This window comes from Sulfurimonas indica (genome assembly GCF_009192995.1).
GTDB lineage: Bacteria > Campylobacterota > Campylobacteria > Campylobacterales > Sulfurimonadaceae > Sulfurimonas > Sulfurimonas indica.
Map to the genome: position 1 here is coordinate 42,162 of NZ_SDID01000017.1, position 14,189 is coordinate 56,350.

A 14,189-nucleotide genomic window follows, 5' to 3' on the forward strand; every position below is an offset into this window, starting at 1 on the left:
TAAAAGGTAATAAATGAAAAACAGAACAACCCATCATCTCTCACATATTGACTTGGATGGCTACAGTTGTCAACTTGTAATGATGTATACTCCCTATAGAAAATTTAACTACAATGCAAATTACGGGGCTGAAGTAAAACAAAAACTTGATTTGATGCTTGAAAAGATAAAAGAGCGTAAAGAAGCTGCTCTTATCTTGATAACAGACCTTAATCTCACAGCTGATGAGTCCAAATGGCTCACGCATGAAGTAAAAAAGCTTAATGAAAACAAGATGGATGTAGAGCTTCAACTCCTTGACCATCACGGCAGTGGCGAAGAGAGTGCTAAAAAGTATGACTGGTATTATCTTGACACCTCACGCTGTGCTACAAAGATCACTTATGACTATGTAAAAGAACATTTTGAATTTGATGAACCGTCATGGATGCAGAAGTATGTAGATGTAGTCAATGCGGTTGACCTTTGGAAACAAGAAGAGAAAGAAAACTTTGAATATGGTAAAGTCTGTATGCGTCTCGTTACTGAAACACGAGAGTTAAACCGTGTTATGTTTCCGGAGGAAGATTCACAGTACAAACTCTCACTGCTCCATGAAGCAGCTAAATACATTAACGAACCTGATGCCCCAATCGTTTTAGATGAAAAAATCTACTTTTTGAAAAAGGATTTTTTCAAACGTGAAAAAAACGATACTTTAGATAATCTGGTAACTGAATATGTTGTCGAGCTTCTTGGACGTGCACGTGATGAGAAAACCATCTATTACAAAGGTTATCGTGGATATCTCTCTTACGGAGTTGGAAATACCTCTATCATTGGAAACGGATTTTTAACAAGATTTCCGGAGTATGATTTCATCGTTGATGTAAGCTCACGTGGAACAATGAGTCTAAGAGCAAACAATCAAGTAAGTGTTTCACAAATCTCTAAAGAGTGGGCAGGAGGCGGAGGACATCCAAATGCTGCAGGTGGACGTATTCAAGGCTTTAAAGAACAATTTCGTTATGATAAAGTCAAAGCACAGATTGAACGACTCATCAATGAAAAAGAGTCTCGTGCAGGAGATTTGGAGTATAAAAAAGAGGATTAATCCTCTTTGCTACTACATTTTTCCGTTGCCGTAATATTTAAACAAATACTCTGTCGCTATCTTTTCATCTCTTGCATTGATAGGTGCATGATAAACATCTCGCATCTTCAGTACAATTTTATGCCAAAACTCTTTTGACTGTTTTCCCTGATTAAGAATGTACCCATATGAATGACACCACTGACAGTTTCTCTGCATCACTTTGATATTTTTATCATTCTCTATTGCAAAGGTAACGCTTGGCAGTTTTACTTTTTGTGTATATGCGGCGCTGAGTTGCAGGCTAAGCAATAAAATCAATACTATATTTTTCATAATTCTTTCCTAAACCACAGTGACAGTTACACTGTCAATGCCATTATATTTATACCCACCATGATTCCATTTTATCTCATGAGCGAAGGGCTGTTCTTCACCTTTGTTATTTATCGCTTTAGCCATAATCTGCAGCTTCCCTTTTTTCATAGGCTTCAGATTATAGGTAAAGACTCGGAATGCATAGCGTGAAAGTTCATCTGCCAAAGTCGCACTCTGCCATGTTTTACCCCCATCCAAAGAAATTTGTACAGCTTTAATACCTTCTCCTGCATCAAAAGCAACACCTTTAATACGTAGGTTAGTAGCTCTTTTTACTTTTTGGTTGTTTTTCGGATAGCCTATGTAAGATTTTACATTCATATACTCTAAAGGTTTTGTCTTTTTTGCAAGATTATCAGGCTCTTCACATTCACATTCGTTATCTGGAATTCTATAGGCGACATCCATAAAAAAGTACTTTTGATACTCTTTTGTAACATAGATGTCACTCAGTTGTTTTACCCAGCTATCGGCATAAAATCCAGGGATTATCAAACGCAGAGGGTAGCCGTTTAAAAACGGTATCTCTTCACCATTCATCTCATAGGCAACAATCGTATCATCACTGATCTCATCAATTTTTAGCTCACGCTTGAAGTTTTCAATCTTTGTCATTACTGCTTTATCATTGCCGTTGAGACTAATCCATCTAGCATCCTCTTTTAAGCCTGCTTTTTTCAAAATATCTTTGAGTCGTACTCCTTTAAAAGTAGCACAGCCCATAGCTCCACTTCCCCACTGGATGCCACTTGTTGTTGGACGAAAAGCCGAACGAGAGTTTCCTCCACACTGCATAACAGCTGTAACTTCTACCGCTTCAAAATCATTTTTGAGCATATCTACTGTCAGATAGAGTCGCTTTTCAACCTCGCCATGGATATGAACATAATATGTATCTAGATTTGTCGCTGTTGGAATGATTGGCATATGCCAACGAACAAAGAAAGCATCATTTGGAGTAATTGCCGTTGTAAAAAAATCTCTTGGTGTTTCTAAAAGAGGCGGTCTGTCTGAATGCAGTATCAGCTCTCTTTTTTGTGGAAATTTAATAGGAAGTACTTTTTGATTGTCTCTAGGTCGTATGGTATTTGAAGCTTCGAGATTTGCAACTATGGCTGTTGCTGCTGCAAATGAAATTTTGAAGAACTCTCTTCTGTGCATTTTTCATCCCTGATGATTTTTTTATTTATTTTATCATTAAAAATCAAAAAGAATCGTTAAGAGAAACTCTAATTATTTATAAAATAACGCTCTATTCCATTTGCCAGACCTAGTGCCATTGTACGTTGATATTTTCTGTTTGCCAAACGTTTTGCTTCCATCGGATGCGTAATAAAACCAACTTCGACTAAAACTGCAGGCATTTGAGCACCAACAAGTACCCAAAATGGACCTTCTCTTACACCGGCATCTTTGACATTTTTATAGCGTTTTTTCAGTGTTGAGAGCGCTCCACGCTGCAGGTCAATTGCCAGTTTGTTTGCTGCAATGATATTATGGGAATTGATTGTATTTAAAAGACATTGTTTTCCGTAAAAGTTCATATCTTCTAAATCAGCCGAGTTCTCCATTGCGGCAACTTTTTTTGCACGATCCGAACGAGAAGTTGATAAAAAGTAGCACTCTATCCCATGTGCTTTTTTTGCAATCTTTCTATTCACTGCATTTGCATGGATACTGATAAAGATATCCGCTTTTTTATCATTTGCAAACTTTGTTCTGTCTCTCAATTTTACAAATTTGTCTCTATCACGTGTCATATAAACTCGATATCCACGAGATCTCAATATCTTCTTTAACTCTTGAGCAATCTGCAGTACAACTACTTTTTCACGATAACGACGGTATCCTAATGCACCGGGGTCTTTCCCACCATGTCCTGCATCAATTACAATTACTTTATTTTTGTAATAGTAGCTTTGCACTGCCTTTGTGCCTTTTTTAGCTACTGATTTATATGTTTTTTGACTCTTTGCCTTGTTCATTCGAATATAGAGAGTTGTACTCTCTTTTTTGAAGTGGATACTCAGTTTTTTACTGTTTGCAATTACAAGTCGCAGTGTATTTGGATTGTATTGTGCCAGCTTAATTCTGTCAATACCGTTTTTTCTCAAAGTTTGCGATTTTGTCAGCATCGATGCATGAATATCAAAGATATATTTATACTTTTTCTTTTTAGAATCATAAAGAGTAAAATAGTTTATCTGATTATTGCGCAGTTTTTTATCAAATTTTAAAACCAATTTTCCATCTTTCCAACGGACAGCTTTAAGTTTATGAGATGATTTAACTTTGATTTTTTTGGATTTTTTTGTTTTTGAAGTATGTTTCGTTTGCTTTTTTTGTTTCTTTGGGGCTTGGTAAGATGAGTGCATATGTAACAGTTCTCTTGCATATTGTGAAACATCAATATGCAGTTTCGTACCTGAGCTCACTATACCTTCAAGTGCAAACTTTTTTAGCTTTTCATCATCACCCATCAATGCACGAAGGTAGAGATTTTTGTAGTCATTATAAGCCCGAAACTGATCTGTTTTACTTGAAGATTTAGCATACGTATTCGCGCGCTTTAAAAGCTCGCTGTCACTCTGAGCGTAAAGCGATACCAGTAAAACAAGGAGTAATACAAAAGAGCGAAGCATTAAAGTCTCTATTCGCCTTCTGTCAGTTTTTGCATTAACTCTTTTACAGAAATAATTTTATCGAGTCTGTAGCCATTTGTTCCAGAGAAGAAAAGTCCTGTCTCTATGTTTCCTTCATATGCATCAGAGAGTCTGTCTGCAATACAAAAGCCAACAACTTTCGCCTCTTCACCACGATTACAAGGTGCAACACAGTTAGAGATACATTTAATAGCTGGACCTTCACGTTTTTCTACCAGGTGCGTGAGGTTTGTTACTACACCCTGTGCAGGATAACCAACAGGGGAGCTCATCAGAACAATATCCTCTTTTTTCGCATCAAGGAGCACTTTTTTGAAGTTTGCATGTGCATCACACTCAAAAGTACCAATAAATCGTGTACCCATTTGAACACCACGTGCTCCACGGCTTAACATATCTTCAATATCATTCTTATCCCAAACACCACCGGCAGCAATAACAGGAATGTCTCCCCAAAGAGCTGCTTCTTCAACAACCGGACCGACAATATTTTCAAGTTGGTTTTCCGGTAATTTACACTGCTCATAAGTAAAGCCTTGATGTCCACCTGATTTTGGTCCTTCAACAACTACTGCATCAGGAATTCTGTCATAACGTTTTTTCCAGCGTTTACAGATGATCTTAAGTGCTTTTGCAGAAGATACAATAGGTACAAGTGCTACATCAGGATATCCTTCAGTAAACTCCGGCATATTTGTCGGAAGTCCAGCACCCGTGATAATAATGTCAATACCAGCTTCACATGCATCACGCACTACTCTTCCATAATCATTAATAGCATACAAAATATTTGCAGCAAGAGGCTTGTCTCCACAAATCTTTCTTGCATTGTCTATGATTGCTTTAAAACCCTCTTTTGAGTAGAAGTTCTCTTCACTCAGTGGTCTGTTTGCTACAAGTTTATGTGCATACTCTTTGTTTTTATAGTATCCTGTTCCAACTGCAGATATAACACCAAGACCACCTTCGGCTGAAACTGTTCCAGCTAATTGGTCCCAGCTGATTCCTACACCCATTCCACCTTGTACTATAGGCTTGTCAATTGTGTATTTTCCAATCTTTAATGATTCAAAACTCATTATTTTACCTTTACTTTCGCAAATTTTCTTTTTCCAACTTGTAAAAGATACTCACCAGGTGTGAGTTGTAGTTGCATATCAGAAACTTTTTCTTGGTTTATTTTAACACCACCTTGCTTAATATCTCTTCTTGCTTGAGAAGTAGATGGTTCAAGTTTACAATCTACAAGCGCTTTTGCTATCCAAACACTGCCATCTTCTGCATCTATACTAAACTCTTCGATATCAGTCGGGATTTGACTCTTAGTATGAACTTTTTCAAATTCATTCTTTGCCTGCTCAGCTGCCTCACGTGAGTGAAAACGCTCTGTAATTTCAAGAGCGAGTTCCTCTTTTACCTTTTTAGGATGGAGTGTACCTTCCTCTACACCTTGTTTGAGGGCTGCAATTGCATCAAGAGATTTCGTACTGAGCAGTTCATAATAACGCCACATCAAATCATCTGAGATACTTAAAACTTTACCAAACATATCATTTGGCTCATCGGAAACACCGATGTAGTTTCCTAGAGATTTACTCATCTTTTGAACACCGTCAAGACCCTCTAAGATTGGCATCATCAGAACTGCCTGCTGCTTTTTAAGACCATATGCTTTTTGCAGTTGTCTTCCCATTAGAAGATTAAACTTCTGATCAGTCCCACCTATCTCGATATCAGATTCAAGATGTACACTGTCATAACCCTGCAGCAATGGGTACATAAACTCACTTACTGCTATCGGTGTATTTGCCGCATAACGTTTAGAAAAATCATCACGCTCAAGCATACGGGCAACTGTCAGGTTTGAAGCAAGTTGCAGCATACCTGCAGCACCCAACTCATCAAGCCATTCATTATTGTAAACAATATCAGTTTTTTCTTTATCTAAAATCTTAAAGGCCTGTGAAGTATAGGACTCAATGTTTTTTACAATCTCTTCTTGTGTAAGAATTTTTCTTGTAACATTTTTTCCAGTAGGGTCACCGATCATTGCAGTAAAACTACCGATAAGGAACTGTACACGTCCACCATATTTTTGAAAAGTTGCCAATTTTTGTAAAAGAACTGTATGTCCTAAGTGCAAATCCGGTGCAGTCGGGTCAAAACCGGCTTTAACTCTATACGTTTTTCCTTCATCATAATAAGCTTTGAGAAGTTTTTCAACTCTTTCGTTGTCTATAATCTCAGCACAACCTCTGTGTATCTCTTTTAAAGCTTCATCTATCATCTAATCTCTTCTTTTTGAATTATTTAATTTTTATAGGCGTCATCACTACGTACAAGATGGATGACTTTAATTTTTGACTCTATTTTAGCACGAAGTCTATTAATATCGGCTTCTTTTGTTGTAAAAATCAGCTCACAATATTGAATATAATCAGAATGTTCTTTCCCTAGCTCAATCGATAATATATCAATATCTAATTTCACAAGATATGTTAAAAACTCGGCCAATGCACCCTTTTCATTATGCAGTGATGCAATAAGCTTATACCTGTAAAGGTTTTCCTGTGTCCACTTGACAAATACCATAGGTTCGTTAGCCTCAAGTTTTTTCGCAGCATTGGAACACATTTTATGGTGTACGTGAGCCTTACCCTTTTCTAAAAACGCCATCACTTCATCACCCGGTTTTGGATGACAACAGTAATCAAAAACAACATCACTGATACCAGTCGTAGCGTAAACTTCCAAGCCTGCGAATTCATACTTTTTCACTTTAAATCTGTGACGTGAGATAAATGCTTTAAAGCGACTGTTTTTACTGATCTCCGTAACATATTTGTGGATGACATTTTTAAAATGCTCAATATCATTTGGCAGGTTTGCAAGTGAATCACACTTGTTCTTTTTAAACCACTCTTCAACACGTGAATAGCTCAAGCTCATCGCAGTAGCAACAATACTGATAGCTGATTTTGCATTAATCTCACGCAGACGTGCATTACAGTTTAGCTTCATATTTGTCTTTGCTTTTGAAGTCTTGACTGCATCTATCCAGGAACATCGAGTTTGAATTTCATCTCCGGAGATGATTTTAACGATATCTCCATTATTGAGTTCAGTTAACAATGAAGATCGTGTTTTATTAATAAGTGCTGCCGTTGCTTTATTTCCTACCTCACTGTGTACCGCATAAGCAAAGTCAAGTGCCACAGCTCCACGAGGAAGCGTAAAAGCATCTCCTTTTGGAGAAAAGACCGAGATATCTTCAGAGTAGAGATCATTTTTGATAAGCGCATAAAAATCCTCAACTGATTCATTCTGATACTGCAGATTATCCAGCCAATCAAGTTTGATGTTGTTACCACCGCTTTTATACTTCCAGTGTGCAGCCACTCCAAGCTCAGCGGTTTTATGCATCTCATAGGTACGGATTTGAACTTCGAAAATTGCCGTTTTATGAAAAACAGTCGTATGAATCGTTTGATATCCGTTGTCTTTTGCAACGGCAATGTAATCTTTAAAACGAGATGCAAGTGGACGGAAATTCAAATGAACATGCCCTAAAGCGTCATAACACTTGATAGGCTCTTTTGTAAGAATTCGTACAGCCAAAAGATCCAGTACTTCATCAATACTGACGCCCTTTCTCTGCATCTTCAGGTAAATCGAGTAACGATGCTTGATACGTGAAAGGACTTCAAAATCATCTTCACAGAAACCATTTTTGATAAGTATTTTAGAGATGGACTCTTTAAACTCACTGAGTTTCATCTCCATGGCATGATAGTTGGTATCTAAATAGTTGTCTATGTGATGTTTCTCTTCTGGAAAAAGATAGGCAAAACTCAAATCTTCGAGAATATTTTTGAGAAAACTAATACCCAAACGATGTGCAATAGGAGCATATACAACAAGTGTCTCTTCTGCGATTCTTTTTTGTTTGTGTGTAGGAAGTGCATCAAGGGTAAGCATATTATGCAGTCTGTCACACAGTTTTACAACCAAGACCCGTACGTCTTCAATACTTGCTAGCAGCATCTTTCTAAATGAAAGTGCTGATACAACAAGCTTCTCATCAGAGTATGAAGGTACTAATTCACTGTCACGAATGACATCTATCTTTGTCAATCCCGAGACCAGATGTGCCACATCCTTGCCAAACTTCTCTTCAATCTCTAAAATAGAGATGTTTGTGTCTTCAACGACATCATGCAAAAGAGCTGATATTGCCATAGACTCATCATTGGTAAGTGCAGCGACAATAGAAGCGACCAAGATAGGGTGGACAATATAAGGCTCTCCACTCTTTCGAAACTGCTCTTTATGCGCTTCTATCGAAAAATCAAGAGCTTGTTTTAAAAATTCTGTTGGAGGTATTTGTGAGAATAGATAAGAAGATGCTGAATCAACATCACGAAGATGCTTGATCTTTTCAATACTTAGTTGATCCAGTCCCAAGAGATTACTTCTCTTTTTTAGTAAAGCCTTTAATTACGATAAGGCCTTCAGCGATTTCCATAAGTGCCAAGTCAGCTGATTTAATATGGCTAGTATTTACATTCAGTTTGCTTGTTGCACCATTCTCCAACTCATCTGTTCTTTTTGAAACTGCAATTGCCAACTGATAACGATCAACATTTGGATTTTGTTCTAAAACTTTGGCTGTTAACTCTTCAACTTTCATTTCTTTTCCTTTATTTAACTATTGAGCAATTTTGCATATTGCCATTTAAAATGTCTAAAAGATTTCCTTCAATAGACATATCACAAACGATAATAGGCAGGCTATTATCTTTTGCAAGTGCAATAGATGTGTCATCCATCACTTTAATATGGTCTTGAAGTGCTTGATCGTATGTAAGCTCATCAAGCTTCTTCGCATCACTGTATATTGCAGGGTCTTTATCATAAACACCATCAACTTTTGTTGCTTTAATGATAACTTCTGCACCAATCTCTACTGCACGCAGTGTCGCCGCCGTATCTGTTGTAAAGAACGGATTCCCTGTTCCCGCTGCAAAAATCACAACACGACCTTTTTCTAAATGACGTGTCGCTTTACGGTTTATGTATGGCTCAGCAATCTGCTCCATTTTAATAGCAGTTTGCATACGCACTTGAAGTCCTGCATGCTCACACGCTTCTTGCATTGCTACACCGTTAATTACAGTAGCTAGCATTCCCATATAGTCACCCGATGTACGCTTAATGATACCACCTTGTGCAGCAGTCACACCACGAATGATATTTCCGCCACCAATAACGATACCAACTTCAATACCTGCATCAACGAGAGATTTTATCTCCTGTGCTATATACTTTAAAATCTGTGTGTCAATTCCATGACCTGCCTCACCGGCAAGAGCTTCACCTGAAAACTTAACCAAAACACGTTTGTTAGCCATGCATACACCTTTTTATAAAAATCCGTGAATTATACTAAAAAATGGCTTTAAATCTGCTTTGGAGTAAGTTTAATCTTCCATTGCAAACTTTGTCGTAAACTTTTTATCCATGGTCAATTCATGCCTTATAAACCATTCTTTCAGTATTACAAAAAGATCATAACTGTTTTTTTTGCTAGAAAGAGAAAGATTTGTGCCAAATTCTTTTAAAAGTTTTTTAAATTCATGGTGTGCATTTATATGCGCATCAATATCTGCATAGTTCATATCTGACATAAATTTCTCTTCTGCCTTAAAATGGATATCAATATACCTGTCCAACAGAGAAAAATAGATGTTTACATCTGTCTTCTCTGCCATATCTTTATTTTTCAACTCTTCATAGAGTTTATTTAAAAGACTCGCTATTATCATATGCTGTGTATCAAATGCATAATTATTCACTGAATATTTTTCGCTCCATACGATATAAGCGTTGGGGTCGTCTATCTCATTTACTGCTTTAACAAACTTTACAAACTTATCTATTGGTAAAGGTTTTGAATAGTAATATCCCTGAACTTCATCACACTGATTTTCATATAACCAAGTGACCTGTTTCATACTCTCAGCACCTTCAGCAACAACGTTTAAATCTAATTTTTTTGCAAGATAGATGATAGAATCGATAATTTTAAGCGTTTTTTCATCATCATTTTCGATACCATCTACAAAAGCCTTATCTATTTTAATTGTATCTATCGGAAAATCTTTTAAGTAGAGTAGAGATGAGTAGCCTGTTCCAAAATCATCAATAGCTATCTTAAAGCCCTTCTCCTTCAATGTGTTCATTTTAGATATTGTACCTTGAACATCATCTATAAGTGCATATTCTGTCAGCTCTATTTCAAACTGTGATAGAAAATCTGTAGTAAAATTAAAAATATTTTCTAGGTTTTCTAAAAAACAGTCCTGCCTAAAATGAGTGGATGAGACATTAAATGAGATAGTAATATCATCTTGTGCCATCATAGAGATGTATCTTGAGTCTTCTATCAAGCGGTTAAAAACCCATCTGTCTATATCGATTATTTCACCACTCTCTTCTGCTTGTGGTATAAACTCAGAAGGCATGATAATTCCATCTTTACCCTCTAGTCGAATAAGTGCTTCAGCGGATTCTACTTTTTTTGTATGCAGATTAATTTTTGGTTGATAATACAGCGTAAAAAGATTATTTTGTATAGCTTTTTGGATCTTCATATCTTCTCTTAATAATTTTTCTATCGATTACTTTAAGGCATTACGCGTTGCACGGTCAATCAGCAGCTTTGCATCAGTCCCGTCGTTTGGATACTTCGAGTAACCGATACTTAAGTTATACTCTATATGGTATTTTGTGTTGATATGAGGTTTTTCAGAGAAAGCCACTTTTATTCTATCAATTATGATATGATAATTTTTTTCATCAAGGTATTCATTAAACACAATGATAAAACCGTCATCTGTGATATGTCCGACAATATCCTCATCACGAATCGAAGAGAGAAGTCTGTTGCTCGCTTCATACATGAACTCATCTGCTAACTCTTTTGAGCGAATTTTCACATCATGATAGTTCATTATTTTTATGACAGTAATAAGAAAGGTCTGATTATGGCGCAATGCTCTCTCAATCTGCTCGCTGAGGACAAGCTCAATATTTGCACGATTGGGAAGATCACTTACAGGATTAAAGTAGGCACTTCGGATAAGTGCATTGTCATTTTCATTATGCCGCTTTATTGTTTTAAAAAATCTAAAATTAAAATATAAACTTATAAAAAATAATAAAGCAAATACTGCAGCTAAATACTGATATAAATCACCCTCCAACATTGCTCACACCTCATAATCTATTTACTTCATTGTATCATAAATTATGTTAAAAGATAAATTCACTTCTCATACAGCATGATAAAAGGAATAATCTCTGAAAAAACAACAGCTCTTTTTCTCTCATCACTATGTAGTATCAACTCCAACATCTGAGCGATATTCTCATCGATTTCAGGTACAAGTTTTCTGATATCTTCAAGTTTTTCACTCTTGATAACATTCGTAAAACGCTCATAAGAGCTATATGCTTCTTTTTTTGCAAACTGATAATAAAGTTTTCTTCCAAGCTCAAATACCTCAAATTCTTCATTCTTTCCGGTAGTGACTTTCGTCTCAAAACCAAAATCAATGTTGATGTTTTTTGCTCGCATATAGGCTAAAAGCATCATCATAAAGCCAATCTTGGCACTGGTGAAATTACGTAGTACTCTGTCTGTAAAACGCTCAAAGCTCTCACTTGGCTCACGCAGACGTCTATACTCAAGCATCAATGATTCAACATAATACTTAGCATACTCAAGCGGAGCACCTTTAAGTACAGTATGCCCTTCAACAGCACCCTCACCTGCTAGTTTACCGCCAAGATAGATATTGACACCACTGCCGTTAATACCACCCACTTTCGCCTTACAGCCTTCAAAACCGATATCTCCAAGTCCGTGAATCCCACATCCTTTGACACAAGCTGACCAGTACATACGAACACGTCCAGCTTCAAGTGGTACTTTTTCATCCAAGTAACTTGCCATTGTTATGGCATCGTTTTTGTTCTCTATCACACCAAAAGGACAGTGTTCTGTCCCAGCACAGGCGATCAAATGGTTAAAATATGGAGTATTTAAACTTTTATACTCTTCAAAATATGGCTCATGCAAGAGTCCATCTACATCTTTAACACCCATAATGTAAAAACTCTGCTCCATATCAAGACGGATATTACCATCCCCATAGACTTCAGAAAGACGTGCAGCTTCCATCATGGAGGAACCTTTGAAAATTCCAGAAGGCACAACAACATGTACACCGAAACTTCCATCACGCAGCTGCACTTTTCCCTGATCTGGCTCATAGTAGTCCATCTTGGTCATCGTCTCACCGGCAGTCGCAAAATCTATGCCTGCATGCTCACGAATTGCCTTTGCCATCTCTTCTATACCTATGGCTTCTATAAGAAAGTGTAATCTGTTTTTGTTTCTGTTGTCACGAAATCCATAACGTTTAAATATCTCTATGATTGCACTAAATGCAGTAAGAACCTCATCCTCATTTTTTAAAAAGATATTGGCAGATTTTCCGACAACTCCAACTTTTCCGCCAAGGTACATATTGTAACCATAAACTCCATCTTTTTGCGCAAGAACAAATGATGCATCATGACAAAAGATATTACAGCGGTTAGAGATATTACCCGTAATTGCCGTGTTGAATTTTCTAGGCAGCGCAGATATCCACTCATAGTTATGTAAAAAGATATCTTGCATTTTAAGCAGTATATGGTGCGATGGAAGAACGTTATCAAAGGCTTTATCATCAAAAGGATCAGCCATAATCCCACGAATATTATCTACACCGGTCTGATAAGCATCAATCCCAACAGCTTCAAGACGCTTAATGATAGTAGGCAGATCTTCTATGCGTAAATAACGAAGTTCGCACTGTGCACGCGTTGTTAGATCTATGTAGTCTTGACCGAACTCTTTGGCACACTCCCCTATTACCTTAGCTTGAGCAGCATTCATATAACCACCCGGGATACGGAGTTTCAACATAAAACGCTCAGGAGTAGCAGGTCTGTCATAAATCCCAAAACACTTTAAAAAGTAGGATTTATCTTCATCAGGAATGGAAGCATATCCATTCTTAGCATACTCCTCAAGCTTTTCATAAGCCTCTTTTGGAGATTTTAACTCTTTGAGTTTTTCAATTTTATTGAGCTTTTTGCTTCTTGCTTCATATGCTTTTTGTAAGACTTCCATACTATTATTATAACTCCAATTTATATTATATACTAGAATTATATTCTATTTTTAGGCAGTTTCTATTAATTTTTTGATTATTTTTTAGACAGTAAACTTTAGATATAAAAAACTTTCGTAAGTAACATTTTGTATATTATGTAAGATATTGAACAGTTAACATACAAAAAATGTGTTTATTTATTTGGAATATATTGACTCTTTTTGATAGAATGTTTGTTAATAAATAGTTGCCTCGGACGCTTCGCTTACCGAGGCAACTGGGGCGCGGGTTAAACACCCACGCCCCAGTTAGATAAAAAGGTAAACAATGGACAAAAAAATCGATATAGCAAAAAATGATGTTGTATTAAATATTTCACAAAATATATTTGCTGATATTATTTTAAACTTTTTGGGGAATAAACAAATCCTTTCATATGAAAATGAAAATGATTTTCATATTACATTGAATGATATAGAACAATTTTATTATTTAATTGATGAAAAAATACATAAAGAAAATTATACGAATATAGACTATTTTTCAGTATTGATATCCTATCATGACAAAACTAAACGAGAAATCAATGGTATAAATTCTTTAAAAACATATTTAGAGACAAGAGATGTTTCTCCAAGAAATATTATTCTTACATGGAATATAATACTAGATTTTCCAAATACACAAACAATAGAAAATCAAAAAATTGAAGTATCTTTTAATACAGAAGAATCAAATAAAAGTATTATGCTTAAAATAGAACACACTAATCAAGCATGGGGAATTGAAATTCTAAATTTATTAAAAGATCACCTAAGTTCAAATCATAAATGCAATTTTCTTGAAGAA

At 36.3% G+C, this 14,189-nt stretch carries 13 protein-coding genes; 2 read left to right on the plus strand and 11 right to left on the minus strand.

Going from position 1 to position 14,189, the window contains the following annotated elements; translation table 11 throughout:
- The first annotated feature begins 13 nt into the window (after window positions 1–13).
- Window positions 14–1,093, plus strand: a complete 1,080-nt coding sequence (locus tag ES948_RS08390; protein WP_152184501.1) for a DHH family phosphoesterase — start codon at window positions 14–16, stop codon at window positions 1,091–1,093.
- Window positions 1,094–1,105: 12 nt separating this feature from the next.
- Here the strand turns inward: ES948_RS08390 and ES948_RS08395 are convergent, their stop codons facing one another.
- The 11 genes from ES948_RS08395 to ES948_RS08445 all read right to left on the minus strand — a co-directional run bounded on the left by ES948_RS08395 (window position 1,106) and on the right by ES948_RS08445 (window position 13,357).
- A complete protein-coding gene (locus tag ES948_RS08395; protein WP_152184502.1) occupies window positions 1,106–1,408 on the minus strand; it encodes a sulfite:cytochrome C oxidoreductase subunit B in 303 nt (100 codons plus the stop codon).
- 9 nt (window positions 1,409–1,417) lie between these two features.
- On the minus strand, window positions 1,418–2,611 hold the full coding sequence (locus ES948_RS08400) for a molybdopterin-dependent oxidoreductase (RefSeq protein WP_152184503.1): 1,194 nt from the start codon (window positions 2,609–2,611) through the stop codon (window positions 1,418–1,420).
- Between the two features lie 68 nt (window positions 2,612–2,679).
- Window positions 2,680–4,092, minus strand: coding sequence for an N-acetylmuramoyl-L-alanine amidase family protein (locus tag ES948_RS08405; RefSeq protein WP_152184504.1), 1,413 nt, complete (start codon window positions 4,090–4,092; stop codon window positions 2,680–2,682).
- Window positions 4,093–4,100: 8 nt separating this feature from the next.
- Window positions 4,101–5,192 carry a nitronate monooxygenase gene (locus ES948_RS08410; protein WP_152184505.1) on the minus strand — a complete coding sequence of 364 codons (1,092 nt, stop codon included), beginning with the start codon at window positions 5,190–5,192 and terminating at the stop codon, window positions 4,101–4,103.
- Entirely contained in the window at window positions 5,192–6,400 is a 1,209-nt protein-coding gene (gene tyrS, locus ES948_RS08415) for a tyrosine--tRNA ligase (protein ID WP_152184506.1), read from the minus strand. Before tyrS ends, ES948_RS08410 begins: the two co-directional genes overlap by 1 nt.
- A 23-nt stretch (window positions 6,401–6,423) precedes the next feature.
- Window positions 6,424–8,571 carry a RelA/SpoT family protein gene (locus tag ES948_RS08420; RefSeq protein ID WP_425505071.1) on the minus strand — a complete coding sequence of 716 codons (2,148 nt, stop codon included), beginning with the start codon at window positions 8,569–8,571 and terminating at the stop codon, window positions 6,424–6,426.
- Window positions 8,572–8,581: 10 nt separating this feature from the next.
- A complete protein-coding gene (locus ES948_RS08425; RefSeq protein ID WP_152184508.1) occupies window positions 8,582–8,803 on the minus strand; it encodes a DNA-directed RNA polymerase subunit omega in 222 nt (73 codons plus the stop codon).
- A 10-nt stretch (window positions 8,804–8,813) separates the two neighbouring features.
- Window positions 8,814–9,524 carry a UMP kinase gene (pyrH, locus tag ES948_RS08430; RefSeq protein WP_152184509.1) on the minus strand — a complete coding sequence of 237 codons (711 nt, stop codon included), beginning with the start codon at window positions 9,522–9,524 and terminating at the stop codon, window positions 8,814–8,816.
- Window positions 9,525–9,593: 69 nt separating this feature from the next.
- Window positions 9,594–10,766, minus strand: coding sequence for an EAL domain-containing protein (locus tag ES948_RS08435; protein WP_152184510.1), 1,173 nt, complete (start codon window positions 10,764–10,766; stop codon window positions 9,594–9,596).
- A 27-nt stretch (window positions 10,767–10,793) separates the two neighbouring features.
- A complete protein-coding gene (locus ES948_RS08440; RefSeq protein ID WP_152184511.1) occupies window positions 10,794–11,381 on the minus strand; it encodes a GGDEF domain-containing protein in 588 nt (195 codons plus the stop codon).
- 59 nt (window positions 11,382–11,440) lie between these two features.
- On the minus strand, window positions 11,441–13,357 hold the full coding sequence (locus ES948_RS08445) for a ferredoxin--nitrite reductase (protein ID WP_152184512.1): 1,917 nt from the start codon (window positions 13,355–13,357) through the stop codon (window positions 11,441–11,443).
- Window positions 13,358–13,667: 310 nt separating this feature from the next.
- Here ES948_RS08445 and ES948_RS08450 point away from each other — a divergent pair.
- Window positions 13,668–14,189: hypothetical protein (locus ES948_RS08450; protein ID WP_223176046.1), on the plus strand; the 522-nt coding region annotated here is incomplete at its 3' end.